The organism is Bifidobacterium sp. LH_558, from assembly GCF_056356295.1.
The window spans coordinates 39,536-64,692 of the sequence record NZ_JBKETZ010000002.1; the positions used below are offsets into that span (position 1 = coordinate 39,536).

Genomic DNA, 25,157 nt, shown 5'->3' on the forward strand with positions numbered 1-25,157 from the left:
ACGATCGCCGCCGCGGCGCACACCTTACTCAATCGTGTTGCGTTCACTGTTCCTCCTGAGATTCGGTGCCGTCCGACTCGTCCGTCGTCTCTTGCGATTCGCCCGCCGGTTCCTGCGATTCGTCAGACTCGACTTCCCCAGACGACTCGACTTCCTCGGATTCCTCCGGTTCGGTCTCACCGGACTCCTGCCCGTCGTCGTCGGCGACCGTCTGTTCGACGGTTTCGCCAGCGGATTCGTCGGCGGATTCGCTAGCAGAAGGCTCGGCCGTCTCCTCGCCTCCGCTCACCTCCTGGGCGAGACGGGCGAAGTACGCCTGCAGTTCGTCCGCGCTGATCACCGACGTGGCGGCATCGTCGACGGGAAGACTGTCGCTGCTGGACGGCGTCACGTCCTGAGCCGGCGTCTCGGCGCTGTTCTGCTGGTCGGCGACCAGATTGCGGGTCGAAGGATCGACGATGGTCGGTGTGGCCGGCGATTCGCTCACGGAAGTGGTGGAGCCACCATGGCGGGCGTGGCGACGGCGGCTCTTCTTGCCGCTGAACAACTTCGATGCCGATGAGGTGACGGTGGAGACGGTTCCGGCGACGGCCGCTCCGATGGTCACCTCTTCGGCCGTTGCGGCGGCTCCGGCGCCTTCCGCGGCACCCGCGACGGCACCGGTTGCGCCACCGACCACCTCGGCGGTCTTCTTCACCATTTTGCGTCGCTTGCTCGGATCCATCGCGAACACCGAAGCGGAAAGCACGGCGCATACCACGCACAGCCCGCCCACGAAGTAGAACGGCATGGCGAAATCAGGCACATTGCTGCGGGTCCACCCGAGCGATACCGTCGCGCTGGAGTCCTCACCCAAATCGATGAGGGCGACCTGCGTTTCGGTGGCGTCGGTCGCGCGAATGCCCACCGAACCCGTATCACATGAGACGTCGGTCCACATATCCGAGTCCTCGAAGGCGACGGACGAATCCGACTCGGAGGACGCATCCCCCTGAGCGTCGGCCCGCTGCGTCGACAGCTCGGTCCAGTCGGACAGTCCGGTCACCCGCACGTAATCGTTGCCGGAGACCCAGCCGACGACGTCTTTGGCGGACCCCAACGCCACGCATATCTCCTGCGTGGAATCCGAAGTCTCGACGTTCACCCGCGCATTGGCGTCCACCAGCGGCAGCACACCCGGATCGGTGACGATGTATCGGGTGCCCGAAACCCGCGCGGTGGCTTCGATTTGGGCGCTCGGCTTCCATACGGTGGCGTTCATAACACCCAGCACCACGGCCGCTACTGCGAGCAGACCGAAGATGGGAGTCACCACACCCCGCATGAACATGGCATGACGCGTGGGACGCTTGGCGTCCGCGCTTTCTTGTTCTTCAACACTCATAACGGCACCATTCTACAATCTTCACCTGTTGATTACCTAGACGCGGGGCAAAATCAGGGTTTACGGCTACTGTGGGGGACTATGCGCAATTCTGTATTCCGTGGCGCGGCCAAGACGATGGCCGCCATTGCCTCACTGGCTCTATGCCTTACCGTGTCCGCCTGCTCCAGCAGCTCAGATTCCAATGATTCCAACGATTCCACCTCATCGTCGGAAGCGAACCAGATCGCGGGCATCACCGCCACCGGCGAGCTCGGCGAGAAGCCGACCATCAAACTGCACACCCCCATGACCGTGGAAAACGGAGCGTACTCCGTACTGCAAAAGGGCAATGGCGAAACCGTCGAAGACGGCGACCGCGTCTGCGCCCAGGGCGTGGCCATCAACGTCGAGGACGGCTCCGAGCTGATGAGCACCTGGGAGGACGACACCCCGGACTGCTCGATCCTCGTCGATTCCGACTACCTCTCCTCCACCTATTACGACGTGCTTAAAGGCCAGCCGCTCAACACCACCGTGGCGTTCGGTATCAACGACACGTCAAGCTCCTCCAGCTCCTCGAGCTCCACCGTCTCCTCGTACATCATGGCGCTGACGCTGGTCTCCAAGTCTCGCGACCTTGAGAAGGCCACCGGCGAGGAAGTCACCGACGTGCCCTCCAACCTGCCGAAGGTGACGCGCGACGAGGACGGCAAGCCCTCCATCGATATGAACGGACAGGGCACGGTCGACGAGCTTATCGCGCAGACACTGATCAAGGGCGAGGGCGAAACCCTGACCGACTCCAGCACCGCCGTGGTCAAGTACACCGGCTGGCTGACCGACGGCACGCAGTTCGATTCCTCCTGGGACCGCGGCACCACCTTCAGCGCCGACCTCTCCTCCTCCGGCTCGATCATCCAGGGCTGGAAGGACGGCCTGATCGGCCAGACCGTCGGCTCGCAGGTGCTGCTGGTCATCCCCGCCGATCTGGCGTATGGCGACAGCGGCAGCGGCGACACCATCCCCGGCGGCGCCACGATCGTGTTCGTGGTCGATATCGTCGCGGCGTACTGATTCGTCTAGCTTCGCTGAACACTTAACACGACGAGGGCCCGGTCATCGGCGGTTCATCACCGCCCGATGGCCGGGCCCTCGCTGTATCCGTTCGGATTGGTCTTAGAACAGACGCAGGGAGTCGTCCTCGGTGCCCTTCATCTCGTCGTAGTCGAGCAGCAGGCAAGTGAAACCACGGTCCTTGGCCAGCACCTGCGCCTGCGGGGTGATGGTCTGCGCGGCGAAGATGCCGCGCACGGGCGCCAGCAGCGGGTCGCGGTTGAGCAGCTCGCAGTAGCGGGTGAGCTGCTCCACGCCGTCGATGCCGCCGTTGCGCTTGATTTCGATGGCCACATGCTCGCCGTTCGCGTCGATGGCCATGATGTCGACCGGTCCGATTGCGGTGGGGTATTCGCGGCGCACCAGTCGCGCGCCTTCGCCGATGCGTTCGATCTGCTCGGCCAGATAGCGTTGCAGATGGTCTTCGACGCCGTCCTTGATCAGACCCGGATCCTCGCCCAGGTCGTAGGTTTCGTCGGAGTAGATATGCTGCAGGGTCACTTCGAGCACATCGCTGGATTTGTCGGCGCAGACGCGCAGCACCTTCTCGGGGGCGGGCGTGTCCACGTCCGCATCGGCGTTGTCCGGCGTGATGTCCTTCAATGTGCAGGGCGCGCTCATCCAGTTGAGCGGCTTGTAGGAGCCCAGTTCGGAGAAGATCAGCAGACTGTTGTCGGCCTTGATCAGCAGCACGCGGCGCGCCAGAGGCAGCGAGGCGTTCAGTCGGCCGGTGTATTCCGCACGGCAATCAGCAACAAGTATTCGCACGGCCACCCACTGTACCCCATCCCCTGCCGCACGACGCGGAAACCCACGAGAATACGAAAGCGGGGCCCACTCGGTTGGAGTGAGGCCCCGCTTGGGAGATGGGATGGCGCGTTACTGCTGCTCGGTGGTGGTGTACACCACGTCGTGTCCGCGTTCGACGGCCACGGTGAGCTTGTTCGAGTCGAAGGAGATGAATCCGTCGGTCACGTCGAACATGTGCAGATCACCGTCGGGTTCCACCACGGTGACCCGGCCCTGCTTGATCAGCGTGAGCAGCGGCTCGTGGTTCGGCAGGATGCCCATGCCGCCTTCGGAGGCGGGAATGGTCACACTCACCGCCTCACCGCGCCACACGGGATGGTCGGCGGCGACGATGGTCACCATCATCGTGCTCTTGCCTGCGGTCTGTTCAGAACCTGTCATCACGCACCCAGTTCCTTCTGCATGTCATGCCACTTGCGCTCGAGATCGTCGATGCCGCCGATGCCGGAGAACGCCTGCTCCGGAACGTCGTCGTACACGCCGTCGCAGATGCGCGTGAAGGCTTCGATGGTCTCGTCGGCCGGCACATACGAGCCCGGACGACCGGTGAACTTCTCAGCCACGTAGAAGTTCTGGCCGAGGAACTGCTCGATGCGGCGGGCACGGGCGACGGTGGTCTTGTCCTCTTCGCTCAGCTCGTCGATACCGATCAGGGCGATGATGTCCTGCAGCTCCTTGTTACGCTGCAGAATCGCCTTGACGCGGTTCGCGCAGTCGTAGTGCGCCTGGCCCACGTAGCGCGGGTCGAGGATTCGCGAGGTGGAGCTCAGCGGGTCCACGGCCGGGTAGATGCCCTTGGACGCGATGTCACGGGAAAGCTCCGTGGTGGCGTCGAGGTGGGCGAAGGTCGTGGCCGGGGCCGGATCGGTGTAATCGTCGGCGGGCACGTAGATGGCCTGCAGCGAGGTGATCGAGTGGCCGCGGGTCGAGGTGATGCGCTCCTGCAGGGCGCCCATCTCGTCGGCCAGGGTCGGCTGGTAACCCACGGCGGAAGGCATACGGCCCAGCAGCGTGGACACCTCGGAACCGGCCTGCGTGAAGCGGAAGATGTTGTCGATGAACAACAGCACGTCCTGGTTCTGCACGTCGCGGAAGTACTCGGCCATGGTCAGCGCGGTCAGCGGCACGCGCAGACGGGTGCCTGGCTGCTCGTCCATCTGGCCGAAGACCAGGGCGGTCTTCTCCAGAACGCCGGCCTCCTCCATCTCGCCGATCAGATCGTTGCCCTCACGGGTACGCTCGCCCACGCCGGCGAACACGGAGACGCCGCCGTGGTTCTGGGCCACGCGCTGGATCATCTCCTGGATCAGCACGGTCTTGCCCACGCCCGCGCCGCCGAACAGACCGATCTTGCCGCCCTGCACGTACGGGGTGAGCAGATCGATCACCTTGATGCCGGTTTCGAACATCTGGGTTTTGGATTCCAGCTGGTCGAAGGCCGGCGGGTTGCGGTGGATGGACCAACGCTCGGTGACGGTGACGGTTTCGCCGTCCTTCTTGTTGAGGATGTTGCCCGACACGTCGAACACGTGGCCCTTGGTCACGTCTCCGACCGGCACCTGGATCGGGCCGCCGGTGTCGGTGACGACCGCGCCGCGCACCAGGCCGTCGGTGGGCTTCAGGGCGACGGCGCGCACGGTGGAGTCGCCGAGGTGCTGCTCGACCTCAAGGGTGATGCGCGTGGGCTCCTCGCCCTCCTCGCGAACGCCGGTATCGCCGAGCTCCACCGTCAGAGCGTTGTAGATGTCAGGCAGGTGGCCCACGGGGAACTCGACGTCGATCACCGAGCCCTGCACGCGGGTCACGCGGCCGGCGATGGCGACTTCGTTCTCCTGAGGCGCAGTGGTGAGATTCTCAGCCATATGCGTTCCTACTCTTCCTTTGTGTTCAGCGCGTCAGCGCTGCCGATGATTTCGGTAAGTTCCTGGGTGATCGAGGCCTGACGCGAGGCGTTGAGCTTGCGGGTCAGATCGTCGATCAGATTGCGGGCGTTCTCCGTGGCCGTATGCATGGCGTTCTGCCGGCTCGCGGTCTCGGATGCGGCCGCGGTGAGCAGACACTCGTGGATGCGCGACTGGATGTACTTCGGAAGAATCGCATCCAGCACCTCGTCGAGGCTCGGCTCGAAGGCGTACAGCGGCGAGACGTTCTCGGCGTCGTCCTCGGTCATGGGACCGTTGTCCGGCTGATCGGGGCGCACCAGCTCCACCGGCAGCATGCGCAGCACGCGCACCTTCTGCACCACCATGTTGATGAACTCGGTGTAGACGATGTAGAGTTCGGAGACTCCGCCTTGACTCGCCGGCTTCATATACGCTTCCATCAGCGCGTTGGAGATCGTCTCGGCGATTTCCACGCCGGGCTGGTCGGTGTTGCCCTCCCATGTGTCGGCGATCGCGCGGTTGCGGTACTTGTAGTACGTCGATCCGCGGCGACCGTACACGTACAGCTCCGGCTGCTTGCCCTCGGCGTCGAGCCGGGCAAGCAGCGATTCCGTCTCACGGATGATCGAGGAGGTGTACGGGCCGGCCATGCCGCGATCCGATGTGAGAGCAAGCACGGCAACGCGGGGGTTGTCCTCTTCCTTCTTCACGATCGGATGCGACACATGGGTGTGGGCCACCAGAGCCTGCACGGCATCGAAAATCGCATCGGTGTACGGCTTCGCGTTCAGCGCCACGTCACGGGCGCGGGCGATATGCGAAGACGCGATCATCTCCTGCGCGTTGAAGATCTTCTCCAACGACGACGTGGAGGCAATGCGGGATTTCAATGCGAGTTGCGAGCCCATAGGTTACCTCTCCCCCGCCACGATCGTTTCCTGGTCGACCGGGGTGTCCTGCTTGACCTCGGGCTTCTTGTCCACCAGCGGCTTGCCGGCGGTGGAGACGAAGGTCTCGCGGTAGGCGTCCACGGCCTTGGACAAGGCCGCCTCGGTCTCCGGGGTGAAGGCCTCGGTGTCGCGGATGGTCGTCAGGATGTCGGTGTTGTGCTCCAGATAGTCGAGCAGACCCTGCTCGAAGGGCAGCACGTCGGCCAGATCGAGGTCGTCGAGCTTGCCGTTCGTACCGGTCCACACCGAAACCACTTCCTGTTCCATGGAGTACGGGCTGAACTGCGGCTGCTTGAGCAGCTCGGTCAGATGCGCGCCACGGGTCAGCTGGGCCTTCGAAGCCGCGTCCAGATCGGAGGCGAACATGGCGAAGGATTCCAGCGAGCGGTACTGCGCCAGCGAGATCTTCAGCGTGCCGGAGACCTTCTTCAGTGCCTTGGTCTGCGCGGCGCCGCCGACTCGGGACACGGAGATGCCCACGTCCACGGCCGGGCGCTGGTTCGCGTTGAACAGGTCGGACTGCAGGAAGATCTGGCCGTCGGTGATGGAGATCACGTTGGTCGGGATGTAGGCGGACACGTCGTTCGCCTTGGTCTCGACGATCGGCAGACCGGTCATCGAACCGCCGCCGAGATCATCGGAGACCTTCGCGCAGCGTTCGAGCAGACGGGAGTGCAGGTAGAACACATCGCCCGGGTAGGCCTCACGTCCCGGCGGGCGGCGCAGCAGCAGCGAGATCGAACGGTAGGCCTCGGCCTGCTTCGACAGATCGTCGAAGACGATGAGCACGTGCTTGCCGTTGTACATCCAGTGCTGGCCGATGGCCGAACCGGTGTAGGGGGCGATGTACTTGAAGCCGGCGGAATCGGACGCCGGAGAGGCCACGATGGTGGTGTATTCCATGGCGCCGGAGTCGATCAGGCTCTGCTTGACCGAGGCGATGGTGGAACCCTTCTGGCCGACCGCCACGTAGATGCAGCGCACCTGCTTCTTCGGGTCGCCGGATTCCCAGTTGGCCTTCTGGTTGATGATGGTGTCGATCGCGATGGCGGTTTTGCCGGTCTGGCGGTCGCCGATGATGAGCTGGCGCTGTCCGCGGCCGATCGGGGTCATCGCGTCGATGGCCTTAAGGCCGGTCGACAGCGGCTCGTCCACCGGATGGCGGTGCATCACGTCCGGGGCCTGGGCCTCGAGGATGCGGCGGCCTTCGCTCTGAATCTCGCCCAGTCCGTCGATCGGGTTGCCCAGCGGGTCCACGACGCGGCCCAGATAGCCGTCGCCGACGGGCACGGAAAGCACTTCGCCGGTGCGGCGCACTTCCTGGCCCTCCTCGATGCCCGCGTAATCGCCGAGGATAACCACGCCGATCTCACGAGCGTCCAGGTTGAACGCCAGACCAAGCGTGCCGTCCTCGAAGGTCAGCAGCTCGTTGGCCATGCAACCAGGCAGACCCGTCACGTGCGCAATGCCGTCGCCTGCCGTGGCGACGTAGCCCACTTCCTGGGTGGGGGTGTCGCTCGGCTTGTACGACTCGACGAACTCGTCGAGCGCCTTGCGTATCGAGGCGGGATCGATGGTCAGTTCTGCCATGATCACTCCTTCTGATTGTGTTTCGTTAAGTAAGTCTTCAGTTCCGGTCAGGCCGCCACAGCCCTGTGCAGGTGCTGCAGCTGCGCGACCACGGTGTTGTCCGTGACCTCGTCGCCCACCTGGACGCGCATGCCGCCGATCACCGTGGGGTCCACCACCGAGTTGATGTGCACCGGGTGTCCGGTCTTCTCGGAGTAGACGGCGATCAGGCGCTGGATCTGGTCCTCGCTCAGTTCGACGGCCGTGGTCACGGTGACCATGGACTCGCCCATATGGCGCGAGAACTTGTTGATCAGCCACTGGATGGTCTCCAGATAGCGGCGGTTGCGCAGGTTGCAGGTGGCATGCTCGGCCAGACGCATCGTGACCTTGCTGAATCCCTGATTGTCGATCAGGGCGAACAGCAGTTTGATGCGCGCCTCGGCGGGCACGTTCGCGTCGTAAAGCTTCGAACGCACCACGGGCAGGTTGAGCAGCGCCGAATGCAGCTGCGCCAACTCGATCGACACCTGCAATGTGGCGTCGGTGGCGTCGGCGTAGTACATCATGCCGTCCACGGCGAAGTCCTCCACCGCGTTGGCGATGTCGGACACGCGGCTCCACTTGCGGCCGACCAGATCGTTCATGATCGTCATGGTCATCTCGTGCGCCTGGTCGCCCAGAATCGTCTTGAGCACGGCCTGCTTGTCGGCGACCGGTCGGGACGGATCGGTGAGCGCGCGCTCGAGATGGATGTCATGATCCAGCACGTTCGTGATGGTGAAGAGCTCGTTGCCAATGCGCCACGCCTCTTCACGGGTGTCGCGAAGACGCGGGGCCAGCGAGTCACGCGACTCGCGATCGGCGATACGTGATGCCTCTCCTCGCATGTCTCACCTCCCTTTCTTTGCGTTTGACTGTCGAGCCACTGTCACTTCTTGCTCATGCCGTCGATCATCGAATCGATCATCGAGCTTTGCACGGCGTCGTCCTCCAGCTTGGCGCCAAGGATCTTGCCGGCCAAAGCCGTGGCCAGCACGCCGACCTCGCCCTTAAGCGAGACCAGGGCCTGCTGCTGCTGCGATTCGATGGAACGCTGGGCGTTGGCCATGATCTGGGCCGCGTCGGCTTCGGCGCGGGACCGGGCGTCGGCGATGATGTGCGAGGCTTCGGCGCGGGCGTCGTCGCGGATCTTCGAGGCTTCGACGCGGGCGTTGCTCAGCTTGTTCTCGTACTGCTCCTTGGCGGCGTTGGCTTCGACCTGGGCCTGTTCGGCCTTCTCGATGCCGCCCTGGATCTTCTCGGCGCGCTCATCGAACACGGCCTGGAACTTCGGCATGAAGAACTTGTAGAAGAACACCGCGATGATCACCAGAATGATCAGCGACCACACGATGTCGTAGACCTTGGGGATGAACAGCGCGATGCCGCTCTCTTCCGCAAAAGTCATGTCGTTCTCCTTTCGTTGGCTTTCAAACTTCCCTTAGCTGCGCCGCATGCCGCCCACGGGTGTGGGTCTCGCGCACGCGGCGAAGGTCTCACTGGAAGATGAAGCCCGCGACCAGACCGAGCAGGGCCAGCACCTCGACGAAGGCGAGGCCGAGGAACATCAGCGTCTGCAGACGGCCGCCGACCTCAGGCTGGCGAGCGGTGCTCTCGATGGTCTTGCCGATGAGGATGCCAAGGCCGATGCCGGGGCCAAGAGTGGCCAGACCGTAGCCGATGACGTTGATGTTACCAGCGACCTCCGCGAGGGTGATGATATCCATGGTTTGTCCTTTCTGGTTTTTCTTCTGTTACGAAGGAAATCTTGATGGTTGTTGTCGGGCCCCGCGACGTTACTCGTCTTCGGGGAAGCTCATATTGATGTACGCCGTGGTCAGCATCGAGAAGATGAAGGCCTGCAGGGCGGCGACCAGCATCTCGAAGAGGGTCATCGCGAAGCCCGCGGCGAAGGTGCCGACGCCGAGGAAGGCGAGCATCTTGTCGGGGGATTCGATGAGGAACCACTGGGTCGCCGCGAGGCACAGCGCCACGATGATGTGGCCGGAGACCATGTTCGCGAACAGTCGGATCGTCAGCGAGAACGGACGGATGATCAGCAGCTCGAGCAGCTGGATCGGGGCGAGCAGCACGTAGATCGGCGCGGGCACGCCCTTGGGGAACATCTCGTCGCGCAGGAAGTGCAGCAGGCCCTTCTCACGGGCGGCGGCGATCCAGTACTGCACGAAGCACCAGCCGGCGAATACCAGCGGCATGGTGATGGTGGCGGTGGCGGCGATGTTCGCGCCGGGGATGATGCCGCACAGGTTGAACACGAGAATCGAGAGGAACATGGCGGTGATCATCGGCACGTAGCGCTTGCCGCGCTCCTCGCCCATCACCTGATAGACGATGTTGTAGCGCACGAAGTCCAGCACCCACTCGACGGCGGCCTGCCAGCGGCCGGGAATGAGCTTGACGCGCGACGCGGTGATGCCGAGCACCACCAGCAGCACCACGGTGGCGATGACGCGCACCAACATGATGCGGTCCAAAGCGAATGGTGTGCCCTGGAACAGAATCTCCGGCAGCAGGAAATCGCCGATGCCGGGAAGCTCCATCTCCTCCGCGGCCAGAGTGACTCCGGACCCCAAGGTTTCGATCATGCTCACGCCTCCTACTTCACACAACCCATGTCAGTTTAGCCCACTTCATGACGCGTATGTGACCCTTTGGTTACAAACTATCCATATTGGCGAGCCCATGTTCCGATGACGCCCGGCGGAGGCCGAAGTCCCCACGTGCGCCCCACCGGCGAATGACTGCGGTGTTATTGTTGTCCCGTCTCTAGACATCGTTCGCATCGTCGCTCGCCTCCTTACTGCCAAGCGGCCCGCACGGCGTTTCGCTTCGGGTTCGCGCGTTCGCCGCCGTTCGTCGTTATTGGTCGCATACGCTTCGTTGTGTATGGTTTTGCGTCCGGCGCGCGCCGCTCGTCGATGAGGGGCGAACCGCACAAAACCAAAGAATACGAGGTAATGAGGCAGGGCACAACTTGAATGCCAGGTTTTGCATGACGATGCCGTTCGAGGCACCACTTCATGTCTCGATATGTGGACCACGTCTTATGCGGGACCCGCACAGGACATACTTGAGGACTTACGCGAGGCTGCGTGGGGATTTACGCAGGACTGCGTGGGACCCACGTAAGACTTACTTGCGTAAGGACTGCTTGAACCTACGTGAACCTACGCCTGCGGGTCTTCGATCACGCCATATCCGTCGCGCAGGAAGGGCGCGAAGCCGTCCTCGCGGGGGCTTCCCGGCTCATGGCGGATGGAACGGTCGGTGCCCAGACGCTTTTCCGCGCGCAGGGCCGGCACTTCGGTCAGATCGTACGGTGTGGTCTGGTAGACCCAGTTCAGCCAGTTGCGCCACAGCAGGTTGCCGTGCGCGCGCCAGGAGAACAGCGGTTCCAGCGAGGGATCGTCGTGCGGGAAGTAGTTTTTGGGGAACGGCACGTTGGTCATGCCCTTGGCCATATCGCGCTCGTATTCCTCGGCGAGCGTGGTTTTGCCATACTCCCAATGCCCCAGCGCGAACACTTCGGAGAAGTCGCGCGCGGCGACGAGTCCCGGACCGGACTCCGGTCCCCAGGTGAGCACCTGCAGATCGGGGTGGGCGGCGATATCGTCTTCGTTCACGCCGGCGAGACGCGAATGCGGCTGCAGCGCGATCTCGTCGAATCCGTTGGTCAGGAAGCAGTACTCGTCCTGCAGATACTGCGGGAACACACCGAACAGCTTTTCCGGCAGGTCGATTTTGCCCACGTTATAGCGGTAATGCAGCGCGCCCATCGCGCCCCAGCACAGATACATGGTGGAGAACACGTGGGTCGAGGCCCAGTCGAGAATCGTCTCGAACTCGCGCCAATAGTCCACCTCCTCGAAGGCGAGGTGCTCCACCGGCGCTCCGGTGACCACGAAACCGTCGTAGTAGTTGTCTTGGAAGCGGTCCAACGTCTCGTAGAAGGTGACGAGATGGTCGGCGGAGACGTGCGTGCCCTCATGCGTGGAGGTTTTCATGAAGTCGATCTCGACCTGCAGCGGCGATTTGGAGATCAGACGCAGCAGCTGCGTTTCGGTTTCGATCTTCTTGGGCATGAGATTCAGAATCACCAGCTTGAGCGGGCGGACGCGCTGACGCTCCGCCTCGGGCTTCTCAAGCGCGAAGATACGCTCCGAGTCGAGGATGTCTCGGGCCGGCAGGCCGCTGGGGATTTTGATAGGCATGCCTCCCATTATGACGCAGCACGGGATATTCGCGACTCCGTTGCGCCATGGCTTTATCAGCCGGGCGGCGAGCAGGCACTTGGGGACGTCCTTACGGAATCCGGCTTTGGGGACCTGTATCCGCCCGGCATGCCGCAGGCGGCGTCGGACGGCGGCGCGCGAATGCGACACGCTGGATTGACGGATTGAAAAAACTGAGTAAGGTAGACAAAGCTGCCAAACGGCAAGCCGACGCGGGGTGGAGCAGCTCGGTAGCTCGCTGGGCTCATAACCCAGAGGTCATAGGTTCAAATCCTGTCCCCGCTACCAACGAAAGCTAGGAATCACAAGATTCCTAGCTTTTTTCGTTTTCCGCCTGCTATCCGCCGCCCGCCTGAGAAGACCGAATGCGCGCGTGACGGGCGGCGAGCGCGCGAAGCAGGCGATATTCCTCAAGGCTGATGAAGACCATCGCGCCGCAAAGCGCCAGCCATGATATGCCGCCGAGCATGAGAAGCACGATGTTGCTCAGGCGCGACGCGTCTCCCGCCGCCGCCCCGCCCGCGTCCGGGGATGGTTCGGCATTGTCGGATCGCGTCACGCGCGAGCCGGTGACCACCAGACGTTTCGTATTGCCCAATCCGACGCAGGTGAGCAGACTGACCCGATCCTCGCCGGCCTCCAATCCGAACAAATCGGTGCGGTTCGGTTCGACCACCGCGATGCCGTCGATGCGGTAGCGCATGGTCGCGCCCGCCACGTGCAGGGAGAATTCCTGCCCGTGGGTCAGCGCGTCCAAACGGGAGAACATCGTCGCGTCGGCCAATCCGGTGTGCGCGCTGAGCACCACATGACTGCCCGAGCACATGTCGCCCGCACCATCCACGGATTCCGGATCGCCCGAAGCACGCGCTTCTCCCGTGCCTTCCGCACCGTCAGCCCCATCCGCAACAGCCGCGGCATCAACCGCCATAGCTCTCACATCTTCCGCATCATCCGCAAGGCATGCGGAGGTGACCGGCAGGCTGGAGCCGTACAGGTGGCCGACTCCGCGCAGCAGGGTGGCAGCACCCGTGCCGTGGTAGATGGGCAGCCGCACACCGATCGCTTCGATGGTGATCGAGCCGATATAGCCGGTACCGTCCATGTCGAGCGCGTTGCGGTACGTGAGGTCCGCCACGCTGCGCGCGCTGTCGTCGCCATGCAGTGGATCGACCGCTTCGGCGCGCATCACCGTTCCGAAGGTCTCCACTGACCGGTTGTACGCCTGGGCCAACGCGACCTGCTCACGTACCAGGGCGTCGGCGCGCGTTGCGATATCCGCGTCCGTCGCCCGCACCACCGCGTGCAGACGCGCGTCCTCGCCGTCCCGCAACACCAGCGGTACGGCGATCGCCAATAGTCCCAGCAAGACGGCCGTCAATCCAAGGAACCGCGCCGCCCACGCGCGCGACATACGCGCGCGCAGACGTTCACGAAATATAAGGTCGGCCATTACCGACCGCCGACCTTGCGCGAGGCGCGCAGGATCAGCGCTCCCCCGCCCACCATCAGCGCGGTCGCGCCGATGGACATGATGGTCAGCATGGTGCTGCCCGTCATCGGCAGCTGGGTCATCGAGGTGAGGTTCACCACGTTGACCTGGTTGGCGTTCACGGCGTCGATGGAGGCGAGGCCATCGCCGTCCTTCTTGCTGATGCTCAGGGTGGTGCCCTGCGCGTCGGTGCCCACCGACACCCGGAATGTCGGCTTGAACACGGAGAGATACCCTTGCGGCGAGCTCACTTCGACGACCTCATATTCCCCGTCCATGCCGTTCAGCGTGGCTTTGCCGGCCGGAATCTCGCTCACGAGCCCGTTGCCCTGCTGGTCGCCCGCCAGCGTGTACACGCCCGAATCGGTGGCCGAGAATTTAAGCGCGTTTCCGGAGCGCGCGCCGTTCTCCACTGTATATATGTGGAATCGGGCGCCCAGCGAGGCATTGATAGTGGCACCCTGCCCGTCGATTTTGTTCAGACTGAACGCTCCGGTATATGCGGTGACGGTATTGCCCGGCACCTCGCGCATCACGCCTTTGTCACGCTGGTCGGCGGTGTGGCTGAGCGTGACGCTGTTCGGATTGCCCGCGGCCGCGATCACACCCCGCTCGTTGATGCTCGCACGATAGTCGATCTGGATGCTCGCGCCCGGCGTGAACACCGCGCGCAGCGCCTCCGTGGCGAGAATATCGTCGCCCGCGCCGCCCATCGTCCAAGTAACCGCCTGCCCAACGACCTTTTCCGCGAATTGCCCCTCCTGCAACGCCTTGCCGCCCACGGTGATGCCGATCAGTTCGCCGTAGCTCAGTCCTTCGCCCAAGGTGTCCACCACATGCAGCCGATAGCCGTCGTAGCCGGTCCAGTTCGGCACCTGTTGGGTGATGCGGTAGGTGATGGATTCGCCGATGGCGGCATGCGTCGCATCCACGGCTTTGGTGGAGCCCGCCTCTGTTTCCAGAATCTTCTTCACCGGCGCGGCGACGGAGGAGAGTTTGATCTGCGCCGTGCCCAAGGTCATCGTTGTGAAGCTTTTCCCTCCGGCCTTGGTGCTTACGATCATCGGCAGCGAGGCCGGCGTGCCCGCGGCCGTGGAGTCGAGGATGAGATACACGCCGGGAGTCAGGCCTGCGAATGTGGCCTCGGTGCCGGAGACCGTCGCGTTGATCGTCGCGGCCGAGGAGACCGTGGCGTTGCGCGCGAGCAGACCGGCCAATTCGCGCAGCTGGCCGGACCATTGCGGGCTCGGATTCTCGCTCAGATTCGTCGAAACCCATTTCATGGGATTCTTCGCGTCATAGGAGGGTTTCTGCACGCCTTCTCGAGTGGTGTCGGTGTCGATCCGGTCTAGCGCGGAGGCGATGGCCGACGTGAGTTTGCCGTTGGTGCTCATATCCACGCCGGTGAGCACGCTGCCGTCGGTTTGGGCGGCCGTGTATTCGGCCAGGTTCGCGGCGGTGAAGCTATGCCCGGCCAGCGCTCCTGCGGAACTGATGGAGATGCTTTCCTTGGCGGTGAGATCCACGGCGGAGTCCGCGGCGAGCGCGCCGGGTGCGATGCTTACGGCCGCGAGTATCGCGATGGCCGCCGTGGCGGCGAAGGAGGCGATGGAGCAGGTGCGGGTCATGATGGTGTCCTTTCCGATGGTGGTGATGGGTGTGCGTCTCGCGCAGACGGCGACGCAGCCGCCGGCCAATGCGAGGAACAGGAGGAGCGCGGCCGAGGCAGGGCCGCCCGCGAAGGGCAGCACGCCGATGGTCGGGCTGGTGACGATCACGCCGGCATCGACGTGTTCGCGGGTGGGAATGTCGGAACGTAGCGTGAGTATGCCGGCGTTGCCGTAGTCGATGGCACGGTCGCTGGCGTCGGAATCGTTGACGCCATTGCCTTGGCCGGGCAGGGTGAAGCCGTATCGGCCGTCACCCAACGCGAACCAGATGCGGTATTCCCCCAAAGCGAGCCGGTCGAACATATACCGTCCGTTCTCATCGGTGGCGGTTTCGTCGATTTTGCTTTCGTCGCCGGAGGCATCCACCCGCCATAAGGCGACGGTCACCGACCCGCCGAGCGGCCGTTCGTCGGCGTCGCGCAGGCCGTTCGCATTGTCGTCCAACCATGCCAGCCCGCTGATCGACCCGAGTATGGGTTCGCTGGAAACGGCGGGGATCATCGCGCCCACTTGGTCGCAGGAGTCCTCGTTGCCCGCGGCGAAGGAGTGTTCGAGTTCACCCGACGAGTAATCGCCGCCGCTGCGGCATGTGGTGTTGCCCACGACGTCATGGGTGGCGTTGTTCAGGCGCGAGGCGTCTGGGGCGGCGGGTTCACCCACTCCGGCTACCCGTGCATGAGGAGTGCCCGCATACGGCGTGTTCGGGGAGTCGAACCACGCCTGGTTGACGATGGGACTCCGCTGGCTGGACCGCATCACCGTGCCGCTGAAGTGGAACACCACCCGCTCTCCGGGCGCGATGGCGGACAGAAGGCGGTAGGCGCGTTCCACAAGGTCTCCCGTCTGGCTCACGCTGACGGGCGCGACCGGCACGGCGGTGCCGTCCGTCAGTTCGCCGGATTCCCGCATGTCGATCAATGCGGGCGTGGTCGTGGAGGTGACGGTTGAGCCGAGGCCGAGGGCGCCTCGTTTGCCGATGCCCGTGCTGCGAATGCACCCGTCCGCATCCAGGGCGAGGGTGGCCATGCCGTTCGCCGTCGCGGTGTACGCGCGGTCGTCGCGCACCAGCCGGGGCGTGCCGCTGGAGGTGGTGGTGCCGTCGCCGAAGACGCCGGAGGCGTTCGGTCCCCACATCCATACGTGCCCTTGCGCGTCGATGGCGGATTTCACGTCGCCGCCGGCGATGGCAGTCCATGTGCGATTCGCCATGATGGCGGTGGGCGTGTCCGCGGATTGCGCGTCGATGCCGAGCGTCCACGATGTCTGCTGCTGCACGTTGAGTCCCCAGACCCAGAGTTTGCCGGAGGCGTCCAAGGCGAGCACGGTGCAGTTGGTGCGGCTGCCGGAGGTGACGACGTCGCGCCAGGTGCGGTTGGTCATCACTTTGGCCGGCGAGGTGCGCCCGGCGGAGGTGCCGTCTCCCAGCGCGTGACAGCTGCCTTGCGCTCCGAAGCGGCAGTTGTCTCCCCAGCTCCACAGGTGGCCTTGCGTGTCGATGGCGAAGGCCGCGCTGCTGCCGGCCTGCACCACGGAAAAGGTCTGATCGAGAGCCAGACGGGTGGCCTCGACCCATGAGGACGCCACGGCTGAGGTTGCGGCCTTCCCCACGCCGAGGCCGTCGCTGAGCGCGCCCCAGCCCCACAGGTGACCTTGGGAGTCGATGGCGAGGGTCAGCTCGCCGGACACGCTGATGCTCGCCCACGTGCGCTCCGGCATCACCTCATGCAGGGTGGAGAAGCCGGTTTTGTCGTTCCAGGCGTAGTTGGCGGCGCTGTTCGCGTCTCCCAGCACATTGCGTTGGTTCTGCCCCGCCGCCCACAGGTGGCCTTGCGCGTCGAGGGCGAGCATGCCGTTGGAGGTCGTTTCGACCTGCGTGAAGGTGCGGTCGGTGGGCACTCTGGTGGGTGTATGGCGGTCGGCGGTGTCGCCGAGTCCCAACTGCCCGTATTCGTTGCGGCCCCAACCCCACAGGTGACCTTGGGAGTCGATGGCGAAGGCGAAGGTGCCACCGGAACGCACGGAGTCGAACACAATCTCGCTGTCGGGCGTGTGAGCGAGGGTGCCGGCCGTGGCGGCGAGCGCGGTGACGCTGCCGCTGGTGCGGTCCTTCAGTATGCCGTCGGCGTCGATGGTCTGGTCGCCCACGTTGTCGACGATCACATCCCAGGCGATCACGCATGTTTCGCTCTCATCCTCGGGGCAGTTGAGTCTGGTCTGGGTTTTGTCGACGGTGATTTTGGGGTCCGGCGCGTCGTATCCGAAGTTCACGCGCGTTTTCGTCTCGCCGACGCCTAGCGTGATGCGGTCGCTGGCGTCCGTGGCCTGCGTGCCGACTCGCGCGCTCCATGTGGCGGTGTTGCGCACCGTATGCGCCTGCCCGTAATAGTCGTCGCGTTGCCGGGGCACGCCGTGTTCGCCGTCGCGGGTGACGGTCACGAGGTAGTCGCCGTGCCGCAGTTGTTCGAAGCGATAGCCGCCGTCCGCCGTGGTGCGTGTGGTGGCGAGCGCGGCGCCGACGGGTTCGCCCTGCTCGCTCGCCCTCCACAGGCTGACGGTGATGGAGGGAATGCCGGATTCCGTGGAATCCATACGCCCGTCGCCGTTCTCGTCCCACCACAGGCGGCCTGCGATGGTGGCGTCGGATACGCGGATGAGGCCTGGCCAGGGCATGGTGGCGGTTATGGTTCCGGCGCTGAATCGGCTGCGGCCGATCCACAGCAGGTAGCGGTCGTCGGTCCGGTTGCTTTCGGCGGCCAACGTGACCTCTCCTTGCGCGCAGGCCATGCGGGTGGGGTCGCGTGTGAATGGCGAGGTGATGCGGATGGCGGTGACGCGCGCCCGTTCGTCTTGGGAGAGTTCGCTCCACGTGCGCCAGTGATACTCGTTTGGATCGTCGGAGTGCCGCTCGTCGGTCGTATAGGCCACGGCGGTGCCGCTGCTGGTGTTCTCCTCGTCCAATGCCACGGGTTCGGCGAGGGCGAGACTGCCGTGGAAGGCCGACGAGCCGAGCGTGTATTCCTTCCATGTGCCGTCGAGTCCGCTGCCGTTCGCGCCGGTCATGGCCGAATCCTGATTGGAGGGCAGGCGTAGCACCGTGGTGACTGTGCCTTCGCGTGTGGTGCCGCGGTCGACGATGTCGAATCGCCAACGCAGCGCATCCTCTGCTTCCACCTGTTCGTTCAGGGCGGTCACGCGGGCGGCGTGCATATCCGCCTGCGTGACGGCCACCTGCGTGGAGACCGTGTTCGAGACGACGGTCTCGCCGGCGGCGATCGCCCGCATGCCGCAGGCCGAGACGAGCGTGCCTTGCGCGAGGTTGGAGATGGTGGAGCTCCATCGGATGGCCGGCAGGGAGGCGTTGCCATCCGCGTCGTATGCCGGCGTATGCCCGACGAGGGTGAAGATCAGCGTGCGTCCGTCGCGGCGCATCTCCCATTGCGGGGTCAGGTTCTCCACGGAGGTCAGTCCTTCGGGCAGGCCGGCCGTCACGGTGGCGGTGAGCGTGGTCGAGGAGTCGGCGATGTTGGCGACGCTTGGCGTGATGGTGTAGGCGACGACATCCGACGGGCGCAGATCGAGCGGGTCGGCGGCCATCCCGTCGCTGGACGAGACCCGCACGTCCGCCGTCACCGTCGCCTCCGGGTCGCCCGGGGCCACCACCCAGTAGCTGGTGTCGATGGGTCGGATTGCCGACCGGTCGTTCATGCGCATGCTTGTCACGCCTTCCACCCGCACGTTGCCGTGGGCGGGATCGGCGATGGCGCGGCTGACGAAGCGCATCTCAATCGTGCCGCCAGAGGATACGGCGCCGCACCCCACGCCGTCGCGCAGACGCAGTCGTATGGCCTGGGCCGTGGCGTCGGGGGTTCCCGCATGCCATTCGCCGCCATCGTCGGATGCGTCGGCCGGCGGGTTCGCACTCCATTCCACCCACCACAAGCGCCCGTCCAATGGCTGCCCGTCGAGCAGCACTTGCAGGTCGCCGTCGTAGCGTTCCTGCGTGGCGTTCCACTGGTAGGAGAGCCGAACATCGCAGTCCCGCTCGCAGTCGGGCATATTGCCCGGCCAGAGCAGCAGCCGATGCAGCACTTGCGTGCCACGTGCCACGCCATGCTCGTCGATGGCCCGTGTGGCACCAGAGTCGGTGAATTCACGACCTTCGGGGTCGAAGCGCGTCGATCCGGAAGGGATGGCGGGTGCCAGCGGATAGTGCCGACCGAACTCATGGTCTCCTTCGCTGCTCCAACTGGAAGGCCGCTCGATGATCGCGCGGCTGTAGTCGTTGTTGGCGTACGGGTAGCCGGCGATCGCCCCGGTGCGTTCGTCGCGGGTGGATTCGTCACGCGCCATGCCGTCGCCCGGCTGCCCGCCGTCGCCGTTGTTGGCCAGGGCCGCCTCCTCTTGCGCTTGGAAACCGCCTTTGTCGGGAGAAACGTGAATGTCCAGGCTGATGACGCCGCCTTCGGCCATGTTGCGGATCATCGGATCCGAGGCGGGGATCGACCATTCGAGACGCCGGTCGCCTTTCGTGCCTTCGATGCGCAGCGTGCCATTCGATGCCGCGACTGGCACGCCTTCCACCGTCCATGTGGCGGAGTCGGGGAATGCGGAGACGTCGACGGTGGCGCTCCATTCGCCCGTGCCGCTGGCCCCATGGGTGGTCGTATACCCCGGATAGGTCAGCTGGCGGACGCGCAGGTCGAACCATCCGCTCACCTGCCCGGTTTGCGCCCATGCGCTGATGCGTTCCGTTTTGCCGTCCGCGCCGCCGAGGCCGCCGTTATCGACCACCAGATCAGCCCGGGGCGCGCTGACGATGGTCAACGCTTCCGGCTTGACGGTGTAGACGACCCCTCCCACTCGGGAGAAGGAGACCGTGGGACGCACGCCGCCGACCGCCACGCCGCCGGTGTCCTGCGCGACCAAGGTGACGATGCGTTCCAAGGATTCGACGACTCCGGCCGGCACATGGTACAGGCAGGCCGATTCGCCGTCGGCGGTGGCGGTGACGACGCGGCCCGCATAGCAGCCGATATCTTCGGCGGACAGCTCTTCCGGCAGATTCCATGCCACGCGCACGTCACGCTCGCCCGCCGCGGTGAAGGACAGCCGCAGCAGATAGGTGACGGTGTCTCCCGAGGCGACCACGCCGTCGTCGGAGGACTCGTCTCCCGGAGCGAAGCCGTTGGCCGAGTTGACGAAGGTTTGCGCGGCCGTGCCGTGACCGGTGCCGTCCGCCAGTTTTTCGACGGAGACGCTCGCATACGGCTGTCCGGCATTCGTTTCCTCCGCCGCGACCGGCATCGCGCACGCCATGGCGGCCAGCACAACCAACGCCGCCGCGGCCAGCAGGCGACGGCCGCCGCCGATTATGTTCCGTATCATCGTCCTGTTCCTTCATTCCTTGCTATACCGACGTGCAGTGCCCGGCACCGGTGGTGGTGAAGCCCAATCCGGTGCCGTTTCCTTGCCACGCCGGCACGCAGCACCCGGCTCACACGACTCGCGTCACCAACTGCGCCGTTTGATGACGGCGAACATCGCCACGCCGACCACGGCCGCCGCGGCCATCACGCCGACGCCCACGGCGAGCGCCTCGCCCACGCCGGTGACGGGCAGTCGTTCTTCCGGCTCCTGCGGCTCCTCGGGTTCTTCCGGCTCCCCAGGTTCCTGCGGCTCCTCGGGCTCCTCCGGTTCTTCCGGTTCTTCCGGCTCTTCGGGTTCTTCGGGCTCCCAGGGCTCGCCGACCCGGACCGTCTCCCACGCGTCGTCGTAGCGGCTGGCGTGGGGCGCCACCCGGTCGTCGCCGTCGAAACTCCAGACGAACACGTACCAGCCGTGGCCTTCCGCGGTGATGTACACCGCCTCGCCATGGGCGTCCGGCGCGCCCGCACCGACTTTGAACGTGCCGTTGGCCGCGCGATACTCCCATGTGCCGATCAACCGATGATGCTCGTCTTCAGCAGGAATCTCCGGCGAGGACGGGCGGTAGTCGTCGTCCTTCGAAGGGTCGTCCATATCTCCCGACCACCACACGCTCACCTGCGCGTACTGGCGATCCGCGCCCAATCCGAACGCCTCATCGCCGGCGAACGTGCCGTGGTCGTCGGGGAATCCACTGACGGTGATGATGTCGCTCAACTGCGCGCCCACATCCGCCGAATGCTCGGTGACGGTGGAGTCGACGGATACCTTGACGCGGTTGCTGTTCGTCTCCGAAGCCTCCCCGAACGCACTGGTCCAATCCTTGAGCACGTATTCCTGGGCTTCGAGACTTTGGTCATCGCGTTCGAACGCCCACACCCATGTGCCGAAGCCGCCCGACCCGTCGGTCAGATAGGGGTCGGATCCTCCCGGTTCGGTGACGGCCCGCACGTCGACGCTCTGGCCGGAATCGGTGAAGGAGGCGCTGCCGTACGCCACGGGTTTGAAGCCGTTCGAAGCCAGGCGGGAGAGGAACGCGGCCGCGCTCTCGCCCTCCTTGGGCTCGAACCGCACGCCGAGATGCGCGCGCGACAGACCGGCGAAATAATATCCCCGCGCACGCAATGCCAATCCCGGAACCCATACGCTGTTCTCCCCGACCACCACGGAGGTCACTTTGTCGACCACCTGTTCACCGACGTCCACCACCTTGCGGGAAGTGACCGTGGAAACCGCGGGGGAGAAATCCTTACGCGCCGTGAACGTCACCGCCTCGCCGCCGACGCTGCTGGAGAATCCGTAGGTGAGGAAGTCCTGCTTGCTGTCCATGCGGGTGAGCGTGTGGCGTTGGTATGAGGTGCGCACCGACACCGAACCCGCTCCCGTGGCCTGCCACGCATACGAGGTCTCCCGCGTTCCGGAGACGCCGGAAATGCTGGACTTGCCGTTGGCGAAGCGCGCCGGTCCCTCCAACGTCACGGTGTAGGGCACGCCCGCGATGAGCTTCCCCGCAGAGTTGGCCACACGGACGCGCACATTGCCGCCGCGCAGCGCCACCGCGTCCGTACGCTCCACCCTCAGCGAGGCGGGCGTATGCTCGGCCGACTCCTTCCACAATGCATCCGCCCGGGTCACCGCGCCGGGATATTTGGCTTTCACGGCGGCCAAATGGCGCTGCCAGTCCTGCGGCTGGGTGCCGAACAGGTTCTGCGTCAATATGCCGAGCGCCGCATGCGTCTGCGTATCGGCATTGCGGTAGGTGTCGTACAGCCATGCCAGACGCCTCGCGTTGTCGTCGTCGGAGACCTGCGACGTGGGGCCGATCTGGTAGTCGGCGAGCGTGCCCGCCTGAATGCAGTAATAATTGTTGCCCGCGGCGTCACGCGCGGCGACGCCCACCGCACGCTGCCCTTCGGCCACGTCGATGAGATAAAAGGTGTCTTCCGGCGCGGGATCGAGCAGTTGCGCCGCCCACGCCGCCGGCGCCGCGCCGACGATCACCACCAGTCCCACAAGCGCCGACAGCGCCCGTGCCATCATTCGTTGCCATGCGGTTGCCATCATGACTTCCTCCTTGAAATAAGTCCAAATAAGCCAACGGTTCGCGCTTATCCACGCGATTGGCACGAGCATGTCAGATTCGCTCCGGCGAGCGCGGGGATTTCGACCTATGTGGTTCCAGCCCCATACCCGTCGGCGAGTTGTGGATAAGTGCGCGGCATAGTTATCCACATTTCGGGCTTTGCGGCAGGTGGCGGTCCGAGTTATCCACCATCCCGACTGGTGGGCTACGTCAGTGTTGCGCCGAGAAGCCTCGTACAATAGGGCCTTATGGCAGTAGAAGACAGCGCGACATCGCGCACCAACGAAGTAAAGAAATCCACCGCGTCGAAAGCGGGCAAGACGGCAAAGAAGCCTTCCACCCGCAAGACCACGACCACGGCGAAGCGAGGCGCGGCAACCCGCGCCGCCGCCCCCGCCCCCGCACGGAGCATCGCAGGTGATGCCCCGGCCCCATCCATCGCGATCAACGAACCGTACGAATTCGGCCGCGTCAACGTGATGGACATCACCCCCAACGATGAGCAGGGCGTCTACCCCGCCCGCGTGGAGCTCGGCGAACCCTTCGAAGTCACCGCCCAGGTGTTCATCGAAGGCCGCACCAAAGTGGGCGCCACCGCGGTGGTGCGCAACCCGCGCGGCAAGGAGACCCTGCGCATGCCCATGACCTGCCTGAACGCCGGTCTGGACCGTTGGGCCGCGACCCTCATGTGCGGCGAGCACAGCGACGCCAAGCCGTGGGAGAAGGAATATGCCGCCGTCAAGCGTCAGCTGGGCGAGTGGACCGTCGTGATCGAGGGCTGGGAGGACGTCTACGTCTCCTGGCTGCGTGACGCGCGCATCAAGGTGGAAGTGGGCGACGACGTGGAGAACGCGCTCGCCGCCGGCGCAGCGCTGCTGGAGCGTTGGGCCGTGAGCGAGGACGCCAAGCTGGCCGCCCGCGACCGCAAGACGCTCACCCAGGCCGCCGCGACCATCGCCGACGCCTCGCTCACTCCCGAGCAGCGTCTGGCCGCCGCCGACAACGCCGACATCGCCGAGCTGCACGACACGAATCCGCTGCGCGACGGCGTCTCCCCCTCGCGCCCGCAGCGCTTCAAGGTGGAGCGCCCGAAGTCCAGCTTCGCCGCCTGGTACCAGTTCTTCCCGCGCTCCGAAGGCGCCTACTGGGATGCCGAGGCGGGCAAGATCGTGCAGGGCACGCTGAAGACCTCGATGACCGGCTTGGAGCGTGCGGCCGCGCAGGGATTCGACATCGTCTACCTGCCGCCGATCTTCCCCATCGGCGTGACCAACCGCAAGGGCCGCAACAACGCGCTGGTCGCCGGCCCGGACGATCCGGGTTCGCCCTTCGGTATCGGCTCCGAGCTGGGCGGCCACGACACGGTCGATCCGCTGCTGGGCGATATGGATGATTTCAAGGCGCTCACCGCCCGCGCACACGAGCTGGGACTGGAGATCGCGCTCGACTTCGCCCTGCAGTGCTCCCCCGACCATCCGTGGGTCAAGCAGCATCCGGAATGGTTCAAGCACAAGGCCGACGGCACCATCGCCTTCGCGGAGAACCCGCCGAAGAAGTATCAGGACATCTATCCGATCGATTTCAACGCCGACATGCCCGGCATCGAGAAGGAGGTCGAACGCATCCTCAATCTGTGGATCGAGGCGGGCGTGACGATCTTCCGCATCGACAACCCGCACACCAAGCCGGTGCGTTTCTGGCAGGATGTGATCGCCGCCGTCACCAAGAAGCACCCCGAGGTGCTGTTCCTGGCCGAGGCGTTCACCCGCCCGGGCATGATGCGCGCGCTGAGCTATGTGGGCTTCACCCAGTCGCACTGCTACTTCCCGTGGCGCAACACCAAGGAGGAGCTGGAGGAGTACCTGCTCACCACCAATGGCGACGCCGGCTACTACCAGCACAATTCCTTCTGGCCCACCACGCCGGACATCCTCACCGCTTACGTGCGCGACAACGGCATCGCCGGACACGCGGTGCGCGCGGTGCTTGCCGCGATGGGCTCGCCCAGCTGGGGCATCTACAACGGTTACGAGTTGATCGAGAACCGCCAGCGCCCCGGCTTCGAGGAGCAGATCGACAACGAGAAGTACGAGGTCAAGATCCGCGATTGGGACCGTGCCGGCGACTTCGGCATCGGCGCGCTGCTCGGCTCGCTCAACCGCATCCGCCGCGAGCATGTGGAGGCCTTCGGCTACCACAACGTGCGCCTGCTGGAGACGAGCGATCCGAACATCCTCGCCTTCGCCCGCCACACGCCCGCCGCGCTCACCTCGACCGGTAAGCCGGAGACGCTGGTCGTGGTGGTCAACCTCGACGGACACAACGCGCATCAGGCGTCGGTGCATTTCGAGATGACCGACTTCGAGGTCGATCCGCAGTGGGGCGCGCATATGCGCGACGAACTGACCGGCCGCGACTTCGCGTGGAGCTGGGACAACTTCGTCTCGCTGGCTCCGTGGGCCGACGTGGCGCACATCTTCCACGTCGTGCACAACTAACCGG

General features: G+C 64.9%; 15 protein-coding genes, 1 tRNA gene and 1 pseudogene. 3 read left to right on the forward strand and 14 right to left on the reverse strand.

Features of this window, described 5'->3' with window-relative positions:
* Positions 1–244: 244 nt before the first annotated feature.
* Positions 245–1,384, reverse strand: a pseudogene (locus AC1AV0_RS03050) (hypothetical protein); the annotation flags it as partial.
* An 81-nt stretch (positions 1,385–1,465) separates the two neighbouring features.
* Between AC1AV0_RS03050 and AC1AV0_RS03055 the strand changes: the two are divergent.
* Complete coding sequence (locus tag AC1AV0_RS03055) at positions 1,466–2,440, forward strand: FKBP-type peptidyl-prolyl cis-trans isomerase (protein ID WP_476571016.1); 975 nt, start codon at positions 1,466–1,468, stop codon at positions 2,438–2,440.
* A 102-nt stretch (positions 2,441–2,542) separates the two neighbouring features.
* Here the strand turns inward: AC1AV0_RS03055 and nucS are convergent, their stop codons facing one another.
* The 10 genes from nucS to AC1AV0_RS03105 all read right to left on the reverse strand — a co-directional run bounded on the left by nucS (position 2,543) and on the right by AC1AV0_RS03105 (position 11,965).
* Positions 2,543–3,247 carry an endonuclease NucS gene (gene nucS / locus AC1AV0_RS03060; RefSeq protein WP_094637434.1) on the reverse strand — a complete coding sequence of 235 codons (705 nt, stop codon included), beginning with the start codon at positions 3,245–3,247 and terminating at the stop codon, positions 2,543–2,545.
* 111 nt (positions 3,248–3,358) lie between these two features.
* Positions 3,359–3,670 (reverse strand): F0F1 ATP synthase subunit epsilon, encoded by a 312-nt coding sequence (locus tag AC1AV0_RS03065; protein WP_476571018.1) that lies wholly within the window; start codon positions 3,668–3,670, stop codon positions 3,359–3,361.
* Entirely contained in the window at positions 3,670–5,151 is a 1,482-nt protein-coding gene (gene atpD, locus AC1AV0_RS03070; protein ID WP_476571020.1) for a F0F1 ATP synthase subunit beta, read from the reverse strand. Before atpD ends, AC1AV0_RS03065 begins: the two co-directional genes overlap by 1 nt.
* Before the next feature lie 8 nt (positions 5,152–5,159).
* Positions 5,160–6,080 carry a F0F1 ATP synthase subunit gamma gene (locus AC1AV0_RS03075; protein WP_476571022.1) on the reverse strand — a complete coding sequence of 307 codons (921 nt, stop codon included), beginning with the start codon at positions 6,078–6,080 and terminating at the stop codon, positions 5,160–5,162.
* Between the two features lie 3 nt (positions 6,081–6,083).
* Positions 6,084–7,712, reverse strand: coding sequence for a F0F1 ATP synthase subunit alpha (gene atpA / locus AC1AV0_RS03080; RefSeq protein ID WP_476571024.1), 1,629 nt, complete (start codon positions 7,710–7,712; stop codon positions 6,084–6,086).
* A gap of 47 nt (positions 7,713–7,759) precedes the next feature.
* The gene (locus AC1AV0_RS03085) at positions 7,760–8,581 is read right to left on the reverse strand and encodes a F0F1 ATP synthase subunit delta (RefSeq protein ID WP_476571026.1); all 822 of its coding nucleotides are present in this window, start codon (positions 8,579–8,581) and stop codon (positions 7,760–7,762) included.
* 41 nt (positions 8,582–8,622) lie between these two features.
* Positions 8,623–9,141, reverse strand: a complete 519-nt coding sequence (locus AC1AV0_RS03090) for a F0F1 ATP synthase subunit B (RefSeq protein ID WP_476571028.1) — start codon at positions 9,139–9,141, stop codon at positions 8,623–8,625.
* An 88-nt stretch (positions 9,142–9,229) separates the two neighbouring features.
* Positions 9,230–9,460, reverse strand: a complete 231-nt coding sequence (atpE, locus tag AC1AV0_RS03095) for an ATP synthase F0 subunit C (RefSeq protein WP_072724687.1) — start codon at positions 9,458–9,460, stop codon at positions 9,230–9,232.
* Between the two features lie 69 nt (positions 9,461–9,529).
* On the reverse strand, positions 9,530–10,339 hold the full coding sequence (gene atpB / locus AC1AV0_RS03100; RefSeq protein ID WP_476571031.1) for a F0F1 ATP synthase subunit A: 810 nt from the start codon (positions 10,337–10,339) through the stop codon (positions 9,530–9,532).
* A 582-nt stretch (positions 10,340–10,921) separates the two neighbouring features.
* Positions 10,922–11,965 carry a homoserine O-succinyltransferase gene (locus AC1AV0_RS03105; protein ID WP_476571033.1) on the reverse strand — a complete coding sequence of 348 codons (1,044 nt, stop codon included), beginning with the start codon at positions 11,963–11,965 and terminating at the stop codon, positions 10,922–10,924.
* A 232-nt stretch (positions 11,966–12,197) separates the two neighbouring features.
* Here AC1AV0_RS03105 and AC1AV0_RS03110 point away from each other — a divergent pair.
* Positions 12,198–12,274 (forward strand) — tRNA-Met (locus AC1AV0_RS03110).
* 49 nt (positions 12,275–12,323) lie between these two features.
* Here the strand turns inward: AC1AV0_RS03110 and AC1AV0_RS03115 are convergent.
* The 3 genes from AC1AV0_RS03115 to AC1AV0_RS03125 all read right to left on the reverse strand — a co-directional run bounded on the left by AC1AV0_RS03115 (position 12,324) and on the right by AC1AV0_RS03125 (position 22,633).
* Positions 12,324–13,439, reverse strand: a complete 1,116-nt coding sequence (locus AC1AV0_RS03115; RefSeq protein WP_476571035.1) for a class C sortase — start codon at positions 13,437–13,439, stop codon at positions 12,324–12,326.
* Positions 13,439–20,533 (reverse strand): SdrD B-like domain-containing protein, encoded by a 7,095-nt coding sequence (locus tag AC1AV0_RS03120; protein WP_476571037.1) that lies wholly within the window; start codon positions 20,531–20,533, stop codon positions 13,439–13,441. The genes AC1AV0_RS03115 and AC1AV0_RS03120 overlap by 1 nt, the downstream gene beginning before the upstream one ends.
* Positions 20,534–20,656: 123 nt before the next feature.
* Complete coding sequence (locus AC1AV0_RS03125) at positions 20,657–22,633, reverse strand: cell surface protein (RefSeq protein WP_476571608.1); 1,977 nt, start codon at positions 22,631–22,633, stop codon at positions 20,657–20,659.
* 270 nt (positions 22,634–22,903) lie between these two features.
* Between AC1AV0_RS03125 and AC1AV0_RS03130 the strand changes: the two genes are divergently transcribed.
* Positions 22,904–25,153, forward strand: coding sequence for an alpha-1,4-glucan--maltose-1-phosphate maltosyltransferase (locus AC1AV0_RS03130; RefSeq protein ID WP_476571039.1), 2,250 nt, complete (start codon positions 22,904–22,906; stop codon positions 25,151–25,153).
* The last annotated feature ends 4 nt before the right edge of the window (positions 25,154–25,157 follow it).

Coding starts and splice junctions, on each gene's coding strand:
- AC1AV0_RS03120 (WP_476571037.1), bottom strand. CDS start 20,533: ATGATACGGAACATAATCGGCGGCGGCCGTCGCCTGCTGGCCGCGGCG.
- atpB (WP_476571031.1), bottom strand. CDS start 10,339: ATGATCGAAACCTTGGGGTCCGGAGTCACTCTGGCCGCGGAGGAGATG.
- AC1AV0_RS03125 (WP_476571608.1), bottom strand. CDS start 22,633: ATGGCAACCGCATGGCAACGAATGATGGCACGGGCGCTGTCGGCGCTT.
- atpD (WP_476571020.1), bottom strand. CDS start 5,151: ATGGCTGAGAATCTCACCACTGCGCCTCAGGAGAACGAAGTCGCCATC.
- AC1AV0_RS03090 (WP_476571028.1), bottom strand. CDS start 9,141: ATGACTTTTGCGGAAGAGAGCGGCATCGCGCTGTTCATCCCCAAGGTC.
- atpE (WP_072724687.1), bottom strand. CDS start 9,460: ATGGATATCATCACCCTCGCGGAGGTCGCTGGTAACATCAACGTCATC.
- AC1AV0_RS03085 (WP_476571026.1), bottom strand. CDS start 8,581: ATGCGAGGAGAGGCATCACGTATCGCCGATCGCGAGTCGCGTGACTCG.
- AC1AV0_RS03075 (WP_476571022.1), bottom strand. CDS start 6,080: ATGGGCTCGCAACTCGCATTGAAATCCCGCATTGCCTCCACGTCGTCG.
- AC1AV0_RS03115 (WP_476571035.1), bottom strand. CDS start 13,439: ATGGCCGACCTTATATTTCGTGAACGTCTGCGCGCGCGTATGTCGCGC.
- AC1AV0_RS03130 (WP_476571039.1), top strand. CDS start 22,904: ATGGCAGTAGAAGACAGCGCGACATCGCGCACCAACGAAGTAAAGAAA.
- AC1AV0_RS03065 (WP_476571018.1), bottom strand. CDS start 3,670: ATGACAGGTTCTGAACAGACCGCAGGCAAGAGCACGATGATGGTGACC.
- atpA (WP_476571024.1), bottom strand. CDS start 7,712: ATGGCAGAACTGACCATCGATCCCGCCTCGATACGCAAGGCGCTCGAC.
- AC1AV0_RS03105 (WP_476571033.1), bottom strand. CDS start 11,965: ATGCCTATCAAAATCCCCAGCGGCCTGCCGGCCCGAGACATCCTCGAC.
- AC1AV0_RS03055 (WP_476571016.1), top strand. CDS start 1,466: ATGCGCAATTCTGTATTCCGTGGCGCGGCCAAGACGATGGCCGCCATT.